The following is a 15,163-nucleotide window of genomic DNA, read 5'->3' as shown; positions in this document are numbered from 1 at the left end:
CGCCCGGCACTGTTCACGCGCCGCAGGCCGCTCCGCCGAGGGTCACGCCGGAGGGCGCGCCCGAGGGCCCGTTGGCGGTGAAGCCGATGACGACCGAGCCGCCCGGGGGCAGCGTTGGGTTGTACGACGGCGCCACCACGGTCACCGTCCGCCCGCTCTGGCTGAACGTCCCGTTCCAGCCGTTCACGAGGGTCGCGCCCGGCGGCAGGGTGAAGACCACCTTCCACGGGCTCACCGCCGACGTCCCCGTGTTGGTCACGGTCAGCGAGCCCTGGAACCCGCCCTGCCAGGAGTTGTCCAGCTTCCACGCGGCCTTGCACGCGCCCGGCGGCGGCGAGTCGGTGACCGTGGTGGTGGTCGCGCTCGTCGTGGTCGGGCCGCCGGCGGGTGGGATCAGGTACGGCTGGAGGATCGACTGCTTGGCCTGGTTGACCGTGGTCCAGTCGTCGCCGACGATGCCGCCGGTGTCACCGGAGTTCGGGTTCCACGACCAGTACGTGAAGGACATGCCGTTGACGCCGGTGCCGGTGTAGGCCATCAGGTTCTCCAGCCACACCTTGTCCTTCGGGTCGGCCAGGGTGCTGCCGAACTCGCCCATCATGATCGGGGCGACGTTGTTCTTGTAGAGGTAGCCCCAGTACTTGTCCCAGATGGCGGGCATGTTCGCCGGGTAGTCCGGGGCGTCGAACCACTTCTGGCGGTACACCGAGGTCGCGTACTCGTGCGGGGAGTAGACCAGCCGGTTCGGCACGTTGAGCCGGACCGGGAACTGGCCCGCCTTGGACAGGTTGCCGCCCCACCAGCCGCAGTCCTCGTCGTTGGACGGGTCGTTGTCCCAGACGTTGGACAGCCCGCCGCTCGGGCACGACACGCCCTCGACGAAGATCAGCCAGTCCGGCTGCACGGACAGGATCGCGTTGCCCGCCCGTTCGGCGGCCAGCCGCCAGTCGCGGGCGGTGTCGCCGCAGCCCCAGCACGCGCCGGTCGCGTTGGGGTTGGTGCCCTCGGCGTGCGGCTCGTTGTGCAGGTCCGCGCCGATCACCGTGGGGTTGCCCGCGTACCGGCGGGCGAGGGCCTTCCAGTCCTCGATCCACGTGGACTCGGGGACGGTCGCGGTGTACCAGAGGGCGCTCTGGCCGGCGCTGGTCGGGCGGTGGCGGTCGAGGATGACGCGCATCCCCTTCTCGCCGGCGTAGCCGACGACCTTGTCCAGGATCTGCAGCGGGGACAGGCCCACCAGGTCGGGGTTGACGTAGTCGTTGACGCCGCCGGCCTTGGCGTCGGGCTTGAGCGCGTCGTTGGAGAACGGGACGCGGAGGGTGTTGTAGCCGAGCTGGGCCATCTGGTCGAGCTGCTGCTTCCACGTCCGGTTGGACCACAGGCCGTGGAAGGTCTTGTTGTCGGTCTCCATGCCGAACCAGTTGATCCCGGTCAGGCGGACGGTGTTGCCCGCGCTGTCGACGATCTTGTTGCCGCTGGTCCGCAGGTAGCCGGTGGCGGCCGTTGCTTCTTCCGCGCCCGCTGAGACGACCACGCCGGCGGCAGCCAGTGATGCTGCCAGCAGGGCGCCCAACACCGATCTCCGATGCCGCATACCGCTCTCCTTTGAGCCGACCGACGTTCTGGGAGCGCTCCCAGACGGAGCGTAGTGCCGCCGGGGGCGGTGTCAAGCGGTGGTCGGTCAGCGGACGCCGCGCGGGCGGAACTGGATGCTGATGCGCGGGCCGACGGCCTTCGAGGTCTTCGGGATGGCGTGTTCCCAGGTCCGCTGGCACGAGCCGCCCATGACGATCAGGTCGCCGTGGCCCAGGGCGTAGCGGAGGGTTTCGCCGCCGCCGCGCGGGCGGAGCATCAGGGCGCGCGGGGTGCCGACGGAGACGATCGCGACCATGGTGTCCTCGTGGCTGCCTCGGCCGATGGTGTCGCCGTGCCAGGCCACGCTGTCGCGGCCGTCGCGGTAGTAGCAGAGGCCGGCGGTGCGGAACGGTTCACGCAGCTCCGGCTCGTACCACTCGGACAGGGCGGCGCGGGCTTCGGTCAGGACCGGGTGCGGGAGGGGCGCGGTCTCGTCGTAGAAGCACAGGAGGCGCGGGACGTCCACCACGCGCTCGTACATCTGGCGGCGCTCGGCTCGCCACGGCACCTCGGCGACCAGGCGGCGGAACACCTCGTCCGCCCCGGTCAGCCAGCCGGGCAGCACGTCGACCCACGCGCCGGCGCTCAGCGGCGTGCGGCGGATGCCGGTCAGCGGGCGCAGCCCGACGGGCTCCGCGCCGGTGTCGAACAACGAGACCTGCATGCGCGGAGCTTAACCCGGATCGAACGGGTGTTCGACTTTTATTCGCACAATTACTTCAGTGTGGAATAAAAGGTCAGACGTCCGGTTCCGGCTTGCGCCGGCGGCCCCCGGTCCGCACCGGCTTCGCGTCCTCGGCCCGGTCGGTTTCGGGCGCGGCCGTCCGACCGGCGTCGTTGGTGGAAACCGGCTGGTCGACGAGCAGGATGGCGGCCAGTTCGTCGTAGATCGGTGTGCTGCTCATGGGCGGTCCTGTACCCCTTTCACGCGCAAGCTACACGCGCCTGCCAAAGGAGTTACGGCCAGGGTCGGGAAAAGGATCAATCTTGGTCGGGGTGATCAGGGGGCCGCCCGGGGCGGGGCGGCCCCCTGACGGGTGGATCAGGTGGGGGTCAGCCAGACGACGGTGGTCGCGGGGAGGGTCAGCGCGCCGGAGGTGACCAGGCCGTTGGTGGTGCCCTGGCCGCCGTACTCCTCGCGGTCGGTGGTGAGGACTTCCTGCCACGTGCCGGTGAGCGGTAGGCGGTAGTGGGGGAGGTCGATGCCGGAGAAGTTGGCCGCGCAGACCAACTGCGACCCGTCTGCTCCGGTGCGGCGGAACGCGAGGACGTTCGACTCGGGGTCCGAGGCCAGCAGGGCGAACCCGTCGGGCGAGTGGTCGAGGGTGTGCAGGGCGGGTGTCGTCCGGTAGATGGCGTTCAGGTCGGTCACCAGGCGTTGGACGCCTCGGTGGAGGTCGTTCTCGGCCGGCAGCCACCAGGGGAGGGACTCGTCGGCGTTCCACTCCCACGGCTGTGCGAACTCGTTGCCCATGAACAGCAGTTGCTTGCCGGGGTGCGCCCACTGGTGGGCCAGCAGGGCGCGGACGCCGGCGGCCTTGCGGTGGTCGTCGCCGGGCATTCGTTGCCACAGGGAGCCCTTGCCGTGGACGACCTCGTCGTGGGAGAGCGGGAGGACGTACCGCTCACCCCAGGCGTAGTCGAACGTGTGAGTGAGGGCGGCATGCGCTTGCGCGCGGTGCAGGGGGTCGTGGTGGAAGTAGTGGAGGGTGTCGTGCATCCAGCCCATGTTCCACTTGAAGTCGAAGCCCAGACCGTCGTCGGCGGTCACGCCGGGCCAGGTGGTGGACTCCTCGGCGAACACCAGCGCCCCGGGCACCCGGTCCCGGACGGCGGCGTTCAACGAGCGCAGGAAGGCGACCGCCTCCAGGTTCTCCCGCCCGCCGTGAGCGTTGGGCAGCCACTCGGTGCGCGAGTAGTCGAGGTAGAGCATCGAGGCGACGGCGTCGACGCGCAGGCCGTCGAGGTGGAACTCCTCCAGCCAGTACAGGGCGGAAGACAGCAGGAAGGCGCTGACTTGCGGGCGGCCCAGGTCGAAGATCAGGGTGCCCCAGTCGGGGTGTTCGCCGCGCCTCGGGTCGGCGTGCTCGTACAGCGGGGTGCCGTCGAAGCGGGCCAACGCCCAGGCGTCGCGGGGGAAGTGGGCGGGGACCCAGTCCAGGATGACGCCGATGCCGAGCGAGTGCAGGTGGTCGACGAGGAAGCGGAAGTCGTCGGGGGTGCCGAACCTCGCGGTGGGGGCGAAGTACGACGTGGTCTGGTAGCCCCACGACCCGCTGAAGGGGTGTTCGGTGAGGGGCAGGAGTTCCACGTGGGTGAAGCCCATGTCGACGAGGTAGTCGCCCAGTTCGACGGCCAGGTCCTGGTAGGACAGGCCGGGTCGCCAGGAGCCCAGGTGCACCTCGTGGATGCTGATGGGCGCGGTTGTCCAGTCGGTGGCGGCGCGGCGGGCGAGCCAGTCGGAGTCCTGCCAGTGGTGGTGCGAGGTGGTGACGACGGAGGCGTTGGCGGGTGGGACCTCGGTGGCGAAGGCCAGGGGGTCGGCGTGTTCGTGCCAGGTGCCGTCCGCGCCCAGGACGCGGAACTTGTAGCGGCAGCCGGGGGTGGCGCCGGGGATGAACAGTTCCCAGACGCCGTCGCCGAGGTCGCGCATGGGGGTGCCGCGGCCGGACCAGTCGTCGAAGTCGCCGGCGACCCGGACACCCCGTGCGCTTGGTGCCCAGACGGCGAACGCCACGCCGCCGTCGCGGGGGTGTGCGCCGAGCACTTCCCACAGGCGGGGGTGTTCGCCGCGGGCGATCAACGCCGCGTCCACTTCGGACAGCGTGGGTGGGTGGCGGTAGGGGTCGTCGCGGACTTGGCCGTCGACCAGGAAGCGGTGGTCGTGGATGCGGCCGGGGATGACTGCGGCGAAAAGGCCGTGGCCCAGCGGTTCCAAGGGGAAGGCCTGGCCGTCTGCGAGGACGTGGACGGTGGTTGCGCCGGGTTGGAGGGTGTGGACGACGGTGTCGGGGCCGGCGGGGTGGGCTCCGAGGACGGCGTGCGGGTTGGGGTGGTCGCCGACCAGGAGGCTGTCTTCGAGGGTGGTCATGAGGTTTCACCGCCCAGGATGCGGGTGATGGCGCCGAGCGGGATGTGGACCCAGTCGGGGCGGTGGGCGTGTTCGTAGGCGACTTCGTAGACGGCCTTGTCCAGCTCCAGGGCGTGCAGGAGCACGGGTTGGTGGCGGGGGTCGTCGAGGACGGCGGCGTAGCCGGCGCAGAATGCCTCGCGCAACCGGGTGGCCCACAGCGGGTCGGGGTCGCCTTGGTGGGCGGCGTAGTCGAAGGAACGCAGCATGGTGGCCACGTCTTGGAGGGCGTGCCGGGGTGCGTTGCGTTCGTCCAACGGCCGGCCGGGTTCGCCTTCGAAGTCGATGATCGTCCAGCGGCCGGTGGTGTGCAGGGCTTGGCCCAGGTGCAGGTCGCCGTGGACGCGTTGCAGGACGAACGGGCCGCGCAGGGTGCGCAGGCGGTCGTAGGCGGCGCGGATGGCGGGTTCGTGGGGTGCGAGTTCGGGGACGCCGAAGGTGGTCAGCCGCAGGTGGAGGCGGTCGGCGGTGTCGTGCAGGTCGCTGACCGCGGGGTTGCGGGCGCCGAACGCGCGGGCCAGGTCGGCGTGCACGCGGGCGACGGTGCGGCCGAGTTCGGCGGCCTCGGGGATGAAGGCGGTGCGGTCGCCGGTGGTGGCCAGCGTCCAGCCGTCCCGACAGCCGGGCAGGTACTCCTGGAGGATGCCCAGTGCGGCGGGGACGCCGTCGAGGTGCGCGGTGACGGTGCCGAGGAGGCGGGCCACGTGCTGGGCGCCCACGTCGTGCAGGGCGCGGTGCAGGTCGACGTCGGGGTGCGGGCCCGGTTGGACGCGGCGGAACAGCTTGAGGATGTGCCGGTCGCCGAAGACCAGGGAGGTGTTGCTCTGCTCGGCGTCGACCACGCGGGCGGGCAGGCCGTGGACGACGTGGGCGCCGGGTTCCGGGTCGAACGCCGGGCCGGGTCCGCCCGACCGGTCGCGCAGGGCACTGAGCAGCCGGGCCATCAGTTCGCTGTCGTGGGTGGCGGCGTAGAGGGTGCCGTCGGGGGTGTCGCAGATCCGGGCGTGCGCCAACTCGTCGGGCAGGGTGGCGCGGCGGCCGAGGAGGAGCTGGTAGCGCTCGCCGTCGACCTCGACGAGCAGGTGCAGCAGGGTCGGGTCGCCGTGGACGAGGGTGGTGGCGCGTTCGACGTGCAGGGTCGAGGCCCGGGTGCCGGCGTACCAGCGCTGGCGGACCAGCCAGTCGGTGAGCGCGGTGGTGGTGGAGATCGCGGTGGTCATGACGCCTCCAGGCGGAACCAGTAGAAGCCGTGGCCGGGGAGGGTGAGCTGGTAGCGCTCCGCGGTGACGCGGGGGAAGCGCGCGCCGCCGGTCAGCTCGACCGGGACCAGGCCGTCGAGGCCGCGCAGCTTGATCTCGACCGGTTGCGGGTGGGGGGAGAAGTTGAAGACGCACAGCAGGGTTGTGTCGCCGTGTTCGCGCAGGTAGGCGAAGGTGGCGGTGTTGTCGACGTCGACCTCGCGGAACGCGCCGAGCCCGAAGGTCTCCTCGCGGCGGCGCACGGCGAGCATGTCGCGGGTCCAGTGCAGCAGCGAGGCGCGGTGGGAGCGCTGGGCTTCGACGTTGACCGCCTGGTAGCCGTAGACGGCGTCGCTGACCACGGGCAGGCACAGCTTGCCGGGGTCGGCGGTGGAGAACCCGGCGTTGCGGTCGGGGGTCCACTGCATGGGGGTGCGGACGCCGTCGCGGTCCTTGAGCCAGATGTTGTCGCCCATGCCGATCTCGTCGCCGTAGTACAGGACGGGCGAGCCGGGTAAGGACAGCAGGAGGGCGGTGAGCAGTTGGTGTTGCCCGCGGTCGTTGTCCAGCAGCGGGGCGAGGCGGCGGCGGATGCCGACGTTGGCCTTCATGCGCGGGTCGGGCGCGTATTCCGCGTACATGTAGTCGCGTTCTTCGTCGCTGACCATCTCCAGGGTCAGCTCGTCGTGGTTGCGCAGGAAGATGCCCCACTGGGCGTTGGCCGGGATGTCCGGGGTGCGGGCCAGGATCTCCGACACGGGCAGCGCGGATTCCTTGCGCAGGGCCATGAACAGCCGGGGCATGAGCGGGAAGTGGAACGCCATGTGGCACTCGTCGCCGCCGACCTCGGGGTCGCCGAAGTAGTGCGCCACGTCGGCGGGCCACTGGTTGGCCTCGGCGAGCAGGACCCGGCCGGGGTACTCGTCGTCGACGACCTTGCGCACCAGCTTGAGGAAGTCGTGCGTCTCGGGCAGGTTCTCGCAGTTGGTGCCGTCGCGCTCGAACAGGTAGGGCACGGCGTCCAGGCGGAACCCGTCGATGCCCAGGTCCAGCCAGAACCGCAGCACGTCCAGCATCGCCTGCTGCACGGCCGGGTTGTCGTAGTTCAGGTCGGGCTGGTGGGAGAAGAACCGGTGCCAGTAGAACTGGCCGCGCTCGGCGTCCCAGGTCCAGTTGGACTTCTCGGTGTCGACGAAGATGATCCGGGTGTCGTCGTAGCGCTGGTCGGTGTCGCTCCACACGTAGAAGTCGCCGAACGGCCCGTTCGGGTCGCGCCGCGATTCCTGGAACCACGGGTGTTCGGCCGAGGTGTGGTTCATGACCAGGTCGGTGATGACCTTCATGCCGCGGCGGTGCGCGGAGTCCAGCAGGGTGACGAAGTCGTGCAGGTCGCCGAACTCGGGGCGCACGGCGCGGAAGTCGCTGATGTCGTAGCCGCCGTCGTTCATGGGGGAGGCGTAGAAGGGCGGCAGCCACAGGCAGTCCACGCCCAGCCACTCCAGGTAGTCCAATGTGGACTCCAGGCCCGCCAGGTCGCCGATGCCGTCGCCGTTGGCGTCGGCGAACGCGCTGACCAGCACCTCGTAGAACACGGCGCGCTTGAACCAGTCCGACATGGTCAGGCTCCTTCCGACGGGCGACGTGCGGGGCGGCCGACGTCGACGATGTGGGCCACGGCGGTGGCGGGGTCGAGGCGGACGTAGTTCTCCCGGCCCCAGCGCCAGGTCTGGCCGGTGACCTCGTCGTGGGCGGGGAAGCGGTCCGGGAGGCCGAGTTCGGCCGGGTCGAGGCGCAGGGTGCCTTCCTGGGGGGTGTGGGGGTCGAGGGTGATGACGCAGACGACGGTGTCGCCGGTGGCGGGGTCGGTCTTGGAGTAGGCGATCAGGGCGTCGTTGTCGACGTCGTGGAAGGTGAGTTCGCGCAGTTGGCGCAGTGCCGGGTGGGCGCGGCGGATGGCGTTGAGCTTGGTCAGCCACGGTTCCAGCGAGCGGCCCTCGGCGCGGGCGCGGTCGAAGTCGCGCGGGCGGAGTTCGTACTTCTCCGAGTTCAGGAACTCTTCGCCCTTGAGGGGTTGGTGTTCGTGCAGCTCGAAACCCGAGTAGACGCCCCAGGTCGGGGCGAGGGTGGCGGCGAGGGCGGCGCGCAGGGCGGACATCGCGGGCAGACCGAGTTGAAGGCTCGTCGGCAGGATGTCCGGGGTGGTGACGAACAGGTTGGGTCGGGCCTCGTGCGCGTGGGCGGCGATCTCGCGGCCGAAGTCGGTCAGCTCGGCCTTGGTGTCGCGCCAGGTGAAGTAGGTGTAGGACTGGTCGAAACCCAGGCGTGCCAGCCCGTAGAGGCGGGCCGGGCGGGTGAAGGCTTCCGCGAGGAACAGCACGTCCGGGTGGCGGCGCTTGACCTGCCAGATCAGCCAGTGCCAGAAGTCCGGCGGCTTGGTGTGGGGGTTGTCGACCCGGAAGGTGCGGACGCCGTAGTCGATCCAGTGCTGGACGACGCGCAGGATCTCGGTGCGCAGGCCCTCGGGGTCGTTGTCGAAGTTGAGCGGGTAGATGTCCTGGTACTTCTTGGGCGGGTTCTCGGCGTAGGCGATGGTGCCGTCGGGGCGGGTGGTGAACCACTCGGGGTGCTCGGCGACCCACGGGTGGTCGGGCGCGCACTGGAGCGCGAGGTCCATCGCGACTTCGAGGCCGAGGTCGTGGGCGCGTTCGACGAAGGCCTTGAAGTCGACCAGGGTGCCGAGGTCGGGGTGGATCGCGTCGTGGCCGCCGTGCTTCGAGCCGATGGCCCAGGGGGAGCCGACGTCTCCCGGTTGGGCGGTGAGGGAGTTGTTGCGGCCCTTGCGGTTGACCTCGCCGATGGGGTGGACGGGCGGCAGGTAGACGACGTCGAAGCCCATGTCCTTGATGCGGTCGAGGGCGTCGGCGGCGGTGGTCAGGGTGCCGTGGACGGGGTTGCCGTCGGCGTCCCGGCCGCCGGTGGAGCGGGGGAAGAACTCGTACCAGGAACCGAACAGGGCGCGTTCGCGGTCCACCCAGAGGTGGTGCGTCTCGCCCTTGGTGACGAGGTCGCGGACCGGGCGTTCCCAAAGGGCTTGGGTTGTTGCGGCGCTCAGTGCAGGTTTGGCGCGCCGGCCCAGTGGTAAGGATTCGTCGGCGAGTGCGGCCGCCGCGTCCAGGAGGGTGTCGCGCTCTTCGCGGGGGCGTTTGAGCTGGGCGGCGCGGTGGAGCAGGGCCACACCGGTGGCCAGGTCGTTCGCCAGCTCGTCGGGGCCCTGGCCCGCTTCGAGCTTGGCGCGCACCGCGTGCTCCCAGGTGGCCCACGGGTCGGACCAGGCGTCCACCCGGAACGTCCACGGGCCGGGTGAGTCGGGCGCGATGGCGGCGGACCAGCGGTCCGCGCCCGGGTCGACCAGGGCCAGGCGGGTGTGCCGGGCCACCCGGTCGTCGGGGCCGCGCCACACGACGGTCGCGCCCGCCGCGTCGTGGCCCTCGCGCCAGACCGCCGCCGTCACCGGGACGTGCTCGCCCACGACCGCTTTCGCGGGATAGCGCCCTGCGGCGACGACCGGCGTGACATCTTCGACATAGATTCGGCCGGACATTGCTGCCGTCCTTTCCGATGGGATCGAACAAAAGGATGCCGCACCGGTGGAACGGCTATTTGCGCAGCTCGATCGGTTCGGAAAGTCCGCGACCAGCGGGTTTTGTCTTTCGGGTGGCGGAGATGACGAAGTGTGCGCGAATCCGCTGGTAGGGCTTTCGCGTTAACTCCGGCGACTACTGCACGGAGTGAGGTCGGGGGACGTGTGGTTCCTTGTTTCCGGGCCGTGCGGGAGGTGAAGCTTCTCCTCGGCGGGATTCACCATCCCCGCCGACCACCAGCCACGGAGAAACGATGACGAAGAAGATTCTGATCGTCCTCTCGGAATACGGCTACTGGGGCGAGGAACTGCTCGGCCCGGTGGCCACGTTCGACGAGCAGGGCTACCAGTCGGTCTTCGCGACGCCCACCGGCGCGCGGGCCCGCGCCCTGCCGCCCAGCCTCGACCCCGGTTACATCGACCCGCCCCTGGGCCGGTCGGTGACCACGCCGGAGGTCGCGGTGGCGGCCAAGGAACTGGACGAGTCGTCCCGCCTGGACAACCCGATCAGCCTCGCCGAGTGGATCCCGGACCGGCCGTACTTCAGCGAGCCGGACTACCTGCGCAAGATCGAGGCGTACAACCGCGAACTGTCCAACCTGGACGAGGACGTCAAGCAGTTCGACGCCCTGGTGATCGTGGGCGGGTCGGGCCCGATCGTGGACCTGGCCAACAACGAGCGCCTGCACGAGCTGATCCTGGCGTTCCTGCGCGCGGACAAGCCCATCGTCGGCGAGTGCTACGGCGTGGCGCCGCTGGCCTTCGCCCGCGACTGGGAGGACCGCAAGTCGATCATCTGGGGCAAGCACGTCACGGGGCACTGCAAGGAGTACGACTACAAGGACGGCACCGGCTTCATCGGCGTCGACTTCAACATGGGCCCGCCGCCGTACCCGCTGGAGTACATCCTGCGCGACGCGACGGGGCCGGACGGGCAGTACCACGGGAACGTCGGCAAGGAGGTGTCGGTGATCGTGGACTACCCGTTCATCACCGCGCGCTCGACGCCGGACTCGTTCCCGGCGGGGGAGAAGCTGGTGGAGGTCCTGGAGTCGGGCCTGCGCCGCTTCGGCTTCTGAGGCTGGGCCTCGGAGGAGGGGCCTCGCCCGGGGGCGGGCCGGCGAGTGGCTCGGGTCTGCGGGCTCGGGGCGCTGGGGCCGGCTCGTCCGGCGAGGGCTCGGCGGTGGTGGGCTCGGTTCGGCGGTGGGGTGGCCCGGGGTGGGGGAGCGGTGCGGGTGAAGAAGCTCGCAACCCGGCCGATTCGCCGCCCACGCACCAGACGCCCCGGGCTCCCGCACTTCACAACAACCGCACCCCCACCGCCCACCGCCGCACTCCCACCGCCGCACCACCCCGCACCATCCCCAGGCACCCCACGCCACCGCACCCGCGCCTCGCGCACACATCCAACTCACCGGAAGGACACGGCCATGACCGCAAGGCCGGGCAAGGTCGCCATCTTCGAGCAGTTCGCCGCCGATGGCTTCACCCGGATGTTCGGCAACCCCGGCACTGTGGAGGAGGGTTTCCTCGACATCCTGGAGGGCGTCCCGGGCTTCGAGTACGTGCTCGCGCTCCAAGAGACCGTCGCCATCGCGATGGCCGACGGCTACGCCCGCGCCACCGCCGGACCCGCCCTCGTCCAGCTCCACACCGGCGTCGGCCTGGGCAACGGCATCGGCATGCTCTACCAAGCCATGCGCGGCCACTCACCCCTCGTGGTCATCGCCGGCGAAGCGGGCGTGGCCTACGACGCGATGGACTCCCAGATGGCCACCGACCTGGTCGCCATGGCCAAGCCGGTGACCAAGTGGGCCACCCGCGTCACCCACCCCTCCTCCCTCCTGCGCACCCTCCGCCGCGCCGTCAAGACCGCCATGACCGCCCCGCGCGGCCCGGTCTTCGTCGCGCTGCCCATGGACGTCCTCGACGCCGAGAACACCGAGCCCGCCATCCCCTCCACCATCCCCAGCCAGGCCGTCGTCCCCGTCCCCGCCGACCTCGACCGGGCCGTGGAAGCCCTCAGCGGCGCCTACCACCCCCTCATCCTCGTCGGCGACGGCGTGTCGGTCTCCAACGCCCAGGACGAACTCACCCGGGTCGCCGAGCTGCTCGACGCACCGGTCTGGGGCGTGGACAGCTCCGAGCTGAACATGGACAACACCCACCCGCTCTGGCAGGGCCGGCTCGGCCACATGTTCGGCACCCGCTCCGCCGGGATCGTCGCCGACGCGGACGCCGTCCTCATCGTCGGCACCTACGTCTTCCCCGAGGTCTTCCCCTCTCTCCACAACCCGTTCCGGCCCGACGCCCGGATCGTGCACATCGACCTCGACACCTACGAGATCGCCAAGAACCACCCGGCCGACGTCGCCCTCGCCGCCGACCCCAAGCACGCCCTCGCGGGCCTGGCCGAACGCCTCACCGCCGCCGGTCGCCGCCCCACCGCGCGCTCCTCGGCCGTGTGGCGCCGCCCCCGCCCGGAGCAGAACGCGCCGATGATGGAGCTGTTCGCCGCCGAACTGGCCGAGCAGGGCGGCAGCGACCTCGTGATCTTCGACGAAGCGCTCACCGCCTCGCCCGCGCTCACCAAGTACCTCCCCCCGCGCGTCAAGGGCAACTACTTCTCCACCCGCGGCGGGTCGCTGGGCATCGGCATCCCGGGTGCGATCGGCGCGAAGATGGCCCGCCCGGACGAGGAGGTCATCGGGTTCACCGGCGACGGCGGCAGCATGTACACCATCCAGGCGCTGTGGACCGCCGCCCGCGAGCAGATCAACGCCAAGTTCGTCATCTGCAACAACCACCGCTATGAGCTGCTCGACCTCAACATCGAGCAGTACTGGACCGAGCGCGGCATCGACCGCCACGAGTACCCGTCGGGCTTCGACCTGAGCCGCCCGGAGATCGGGTTCGTGGAACTCGCGCGGGCCTTGGGCGTGGACGCCATGCGGGTGGAGAAGCCCAGTCAGGTCGCGGGCGCGGTGCGGCGGATGTTGACCGCCACCGGTCCGTTCCTGGTCGACCTGGTCACGAAGTAGGTCGACGACGATGCCCACCTTGCCCCGCCGCGAGAACGGCCGCCTGTCCGGTCGCACGGTCGCGATCCTGATGGAGACCGACTACGTCGAGCCGGAGATCCACTACTACGAGCGCAGGTTCGCCGAGGAAGGCGCGACGATCGAGTACCTGACCCGCCTGTGGGGCCAGGAGTCGATCACCTTCACCGGCCACGAGTACCAGGTTCCGCTCACCGTCTCCGGCGACCTCGAAGCCGTGGACGACGCCCGCCTCAGGCGCTACGACGCGGTCATCGTGCCCTCGGGCATGGTGTCGGACCGGCTGCGCTACAGCGAGGACGTCAACACCCTCGCCCCGGCGGTGCGGCTCCTGCAACGCGCGTTCGCCACGCCCAGCGTCCTCAAGGGCATCATCTGCCACGGCATGTGGCTGGTCAGCCCGATCGCCGAGGTCGTCGCGGGCCGCCGCGTGACGTGCCACAACAACCTCATCGGCGACGTGCGCAACATGGGCGCGGTCTACACCGACCAGGACGTGGTGGTCGACGGCGACCTGGTCACCGGCCGCAGCGCCGACGCCGCGCACCTGTTCGCCCGCACGCTCATCGACCTCATCGCCGCCCGCACGCCCGTGGGCAGCATGCGCAGCCGCCAGCGGATGCTGCGCGGGATCGGGGTGACGCCGCAATGACCGCCGACTTCGTCTTCTCCGACCTCGTCGCCGGGTACGTGGTGGCGTTCGACCCGACCCGCGGCGCGCTGGACCTGCGCACCAGCGACGGCACCCCGGTCCGGGCGCGGATCACCCGGGACACCAACGCCGAGATGATCCGCAACCTGGGCGAACCGGCCCACCACGTGTCCGACCCGATGATCGACGTGCTCATCCCGGGCCGGCACGTGTTCGTGCACGGCCTGTACTACCCCGAGCGCGGGCACGTCACGTTCGACGCCAAGCGGGTCGTGCTGGTCGGGCCGGGCCTAAACTACCGGTTCGAGGAGGCCGACTGGTGGCCGCGCCAACTCGGCGAGCTGGCCCGGTTCTACCGGCACGCCCAGTTCGGCGCGGCCAACCCGGTCGACTTCGCCGACTACCGCACGATCCTGCGGCTGGGCGGGGACAAGGCCGACGACCACGTGCAGGAGACCGACACCGTCTCCCGCCTGGTCTACGGCATGGCCAGCGCCTACATGCTCACCGGTGACGAGGACTTCCTGGGCGTCGCCGAGCGCGGCACCGAGTACCTGCGCGACAACATGCGGTTCGTGGACCGGGACGAGGACGTCGTCTACTGGTACCACGGGATCGACGTGCGCGACGGCGTCCAGTCCCGGTGCTTCGCCTCGGAGTTCGCCGACGACGCCGGGTCCATCCCCGCCTACGAGCAGATCTACGCCCTGTCCGGACCGACCCAGACCTTCCGGATCACCGGCGACCCGCGCATCGCCGCCGACATCGACGGCACGCTGCGGCTGTTCGAGAAGTTCTTCAAGGACCCGGTGCGCGGCGGCTACTACTCGCACATCGACCCGATCCTGCTCAGCCCGCACCACGAGTCGCTGGGCCCGAACCGGTCGCGCAAGAACTGGAACTCCATCGGCGACCACGCCCCGGCCTACCTGATCAACCTCTACCTGGCCACCGGCGACGAGCGGCACCTGCGGATGCTGGAGGAGACCTTCGACCTGATCGTCGACCACTTCCCGGACGCCACCAGCCCGTTCGTGCAGGAGCGGTTCCACGGCGACTGGACGCCGGACCGGACGTGGGGCTGGCAGCAGGACCGGGCCGTGGTCGGCCACAACCTCAAGATCGCGTGGAACCTGACGCGGATGAACGCGTTGCGCGCCAAGGAGTCCTACACCACCCTGGCCGACCGCATCGCCCGCTCCCTGCCCGACTTCGGCAGCGACCGCCGCCGCGGCGGCTGGTACGACGTGGTCCAGCGGGTGCTCGGCGTCGGGCAGGACAGGCACCGGCTGACCTGGCACGACCGCAAGGCGTGGTGGCAGCAGGAACAGGCGATCCTGGCCTACCTGATCCTCGCGGGCACCACCGGGGACGAGGAGTTCGTGCGCCACTTCCGGGAGGCGACCGCGTTCTACAACGCGTTCTTCCTCGACCACGACGAGGGCGGCGTCTACTTCAACGTCCTCGCCGACGGCCACCCGTACCTGCTGGGCACCGAACGGCTCAAGGGCAGCCACTCGATGTCCATGTACCACGCGGCGGAGCTGGCGTTCCTGTCCACTGTGTACGGTCGCCTGCTGATGGGCTCAGGGCCGCTCACCCTGTGGTTCAAGCCCCGCGCCGACGCCGCCCGGCTGCTGCGGGTCGCGCCGGACGCCCTGCCCGCCGGGGCGGCCCGGCTGGAGTGGGTGGAGGTCGACGGCCGGCCGCACGCCGACTTCGACCCGGTGGCCATGACGGTGACCCTGCCCGAATCGGCGCAGGACCTGACCGTGCGGGCGCACCTGGCGCCGGTGGAGAGGTAGTCGC

Annotated in this window: 11 protein-coding genes; 4 read left to right on the top strand and 7 right to left on the bottom strand. The window is 70.5% G+C overall.

Annotated features, from left to right (window positions below):
• Nucleotides 1-13 precede the first annotated feature (13 nt).
• The 7 genes from RIN75_RS05355 to RIN75_RS05325 all read right to left on the bottom strand — a co-directional run bounded on the left by RIN75_RS05355 (nucleotide 14) and on the right by RIN75_RS05325 (nucleotide 9,604).
• Nucleotides 14-1,594 carry a cellulase family glycosylhydrolase gene (locus RIN75_RS05355; protein WP_309110639.1) on the bottom strand — a complete coding sequence of 527 codons (1,581 nt, stop codon included), beginning with the start codon at nucleotides 1,592-1,594 and terminating at the stop codon, nucleotides 14-16.
• An 87-nt stretch (nucleotides 1,595-1,681) separates the two neighbouring features.
• Nucleotides 1,682-2,299, bottom strand: a complete 618-nt coding sequence (locus RIN75_RS05350) for an alpha-ketoglutarate-dependent dioxygenase AlkB (protein ID WP_309110638.1) — start codon at nucleotides 2,297-2,299, stop codon at nucleotides 1,682-1,684.
• Between the two features lie 73 nt (nucleotides 2,300-2,372).
• The gene (locus RIN75_RS05345) at nucleotides 2,373-2,540 is read right to left on the bottom strand and encodes a hypothetical protein (RefSeq protein ID WP_309110637.1); all 168 of its coding nucleotides are present in this window, start codon (nucleotides 2,538-2,540) and stop codon (nucleotides 2,373-2,375) included.
• 137 nt (nucleotides 2,541-2,677) lie between these two features.
• Complete coding sequence (glgB, locus tag RIN75_RS05340) at nucleotides 2,678-4,726, bottom strand: 1,4-alpha-glucan branching protein GlgB (RefSeq protein ID WP_309110636.1); 2,049 nt, start codon at nucleotides 4,724-4,726, stop codon at nucleotides 2,678-2,680.
• Nucleotides 4,723-5,985 (bottom strand): phosphotransferase, encoded by a 1,263-nt coding sequence (locus RIN75_RS05335; RefSeq protein ID WP_309110635.1) that lies wholly within the window; start codon nucleotides 5,983-5,985, stop codon nucleotides 4,723-4,725. The genes glgB and RIN75_RS05335 overlap by 4 nt, the downstream gene beginning before the upstream one ends.
• Nucleotides 5,982-7,619, bottom strand: coding sequence for a maltose alpha-D-glucosyltransferase (gene treS, locus RIN75_RS05330; protein WP_309110634.1), 1,638 nt, complete (start codon nucleotides 7,617-7,619; stop codon nucleotides 5,982-5,984). The genes RIN75_RS05335 and treS overlap by 4 nt, the downstream gene beginning before the upstream one ends.
• A gap of 2 nt (nucleotides 7,620-7,621) precedes the next feature.
• Nucleotides 7,622-9,604: a maltotransferase domain-containing protein gene (locus RIN75_RS05325; RefSeq protein ID WP_309110633.1), complete on the bottom strand. Its 1,983-nt coding sequence runs from the start codon at nucleotides 9,602-9,604 to the stop codon at nucleotides 7,622-7,624.
• Between the two features lie 293 nt (nucleotides 9,605-9,897).
• Here RIN75_RS05325 and RIN75_RS05320 point away from each other — a divergent pair, with 293 nt between their 5' ends.
• The 4 genes from RIN75_RS05320 to RIN75_RS05305 all read left to right on the top strand — a co-directional run bounded on the left by RIN75_RS05320 (nucleotide 9,898) and on the right by RIN75_RS05305 (nucleotide 15,159).
• Entirely contained in the window at nucleotides 9,898-10,722 is an 825-nt protein-coding gene (locus tag RIN75_RS05320; protein ID WP_309110632.1) for a type 1 glutamine amidotransferase domain-containing protein, read from the top strand.
• Nucleotides 10,723-11,073: 351 nt separating this feature from the next.
• Complete coding sequence (locus RIN75_RS05315) at nucleotides 11,074-12,684, top strand: thiamine pyrophosphate-binding protein (RefSeq protein ID WP_309110631.1); 1,611 nt, start codon at nucleotides 11,074-11,076, stop codon at nucleotides 12,682-12,684.
• A gap of 10 nt (nucleotides 12,685-12,694) precedes the next feature.
• A complete protein-coding gene (locus RIN75_RS05310; RefSeq protein WP_309110630.1) occupies nucleotides 12,695-13,354 on the top strand; it encodes a DJ-1/PfpI family protein in 660 nt (219 codons plus the stop codon).
• Entirely contained in the window at nucleotides 13,351-15,159 is a 1,809-nt protein-coding gene (locus RIN75_RS05305) for an AGE family epimerase/isomerase (protein WP_309110629.1), read from the top strand. Before RIN75_RS05310 ends, RIN75_RS05305 begins: the two co-directional genes overlap by 4 nt.
• Nucleotides 15,160-15,163: the final 4 nt, after the last annotated feature.

Origin of the sequence: Saccharothrix sp., from assembly GCF_031180885.1 — a bacterium.
Lineage (GTDB): Bacteria > Actinomycetota > Actinomycetes > Mycobacteriales > Pseudonocardiaceae > Actinosynnema.
This window is presented reverse-complemented; position numbering and strand designations above follow the sequence as displayed.

Bases quoted from the DNA above. Each gene is read 5' to 3' on its own strand.
- glgB (WP_309110636.1), bottom strand. From the start codon at position 4,726: ATGACCACCCTCGAAGACAGCCTCCTGGTCGGCGACCACCCCAACCCG.
- RIN75_RS05325 (WP_309110633.1), bottom strand. From the start codon at position 9,604: ATGTCCGGCCGAATCTATGTCGAAGATGTCACGCCGGTCGTCGCCGCA.
- RIN75_RS05335 (WP_309110635.1), bottom strand. From the start codon at position 5,985: ATGACCACCGCGATCTCCACCACCACCGCGCTCACCGACTGGCTGGTC.
- RIN75_RS05310 (WP_309110630.1), top strand. From the start codon at position 12,695: ATGCCCACCTTGCCCCGCCGCGAGAACGGCCGCCTGTCCGGTCGCACG.
- treS (WP_309110634.1), bottom strand. From the start codon at position 7,619: ATGTCGGACTGGTTCAAGCGCGCCGTGTTCTACGAGGTGCTGGTCAGC.
- RIN75_RS05350 (WP_309110638.1), bottom strand. From the start codon at position 2,299: ATGCAGGTCTCGTTGTTCGACACCGGCGCGGAGCCCGTCGGGCTGCGC.
- RIN75_RS05305 (WP_309110629.1), top strand. From the start codon at position 13,351: ATGACCGCCGACTTCGTCTTCTCCGACCTCGTCGCCGGGTACGTGGTG.
- RIN75_RS05355 (WP_309110639.1), bottom strand. From the start codon at position 1,594: ATGCGGCATCGGAGATCGGTGTTGGGCGCCCTGCTGGCAGCATCACTG.
- RIN75_RS05320 (WP_309110632.1), top strand. From the start codon at position 9,898: ATGACGAAGAAGATTCTGATCGTCCTCTCGGAATACGGCTACTGGGGC.
- RIN75_RS05315 (WP_309110631.1), top strand. From the start codon at position 11,074: ATGACCGCAAGGCCGGGCAAGGTCGCCATCTTCGAGCAGTTCGCCGCC.
- RIN75_RS05345 (WP_309110637.1), bottom strand. From the start codon at position 2,540: ATGAGCAGCACACCGATCTACGACGAACTGGCCGCCATCCTGCTCGTC.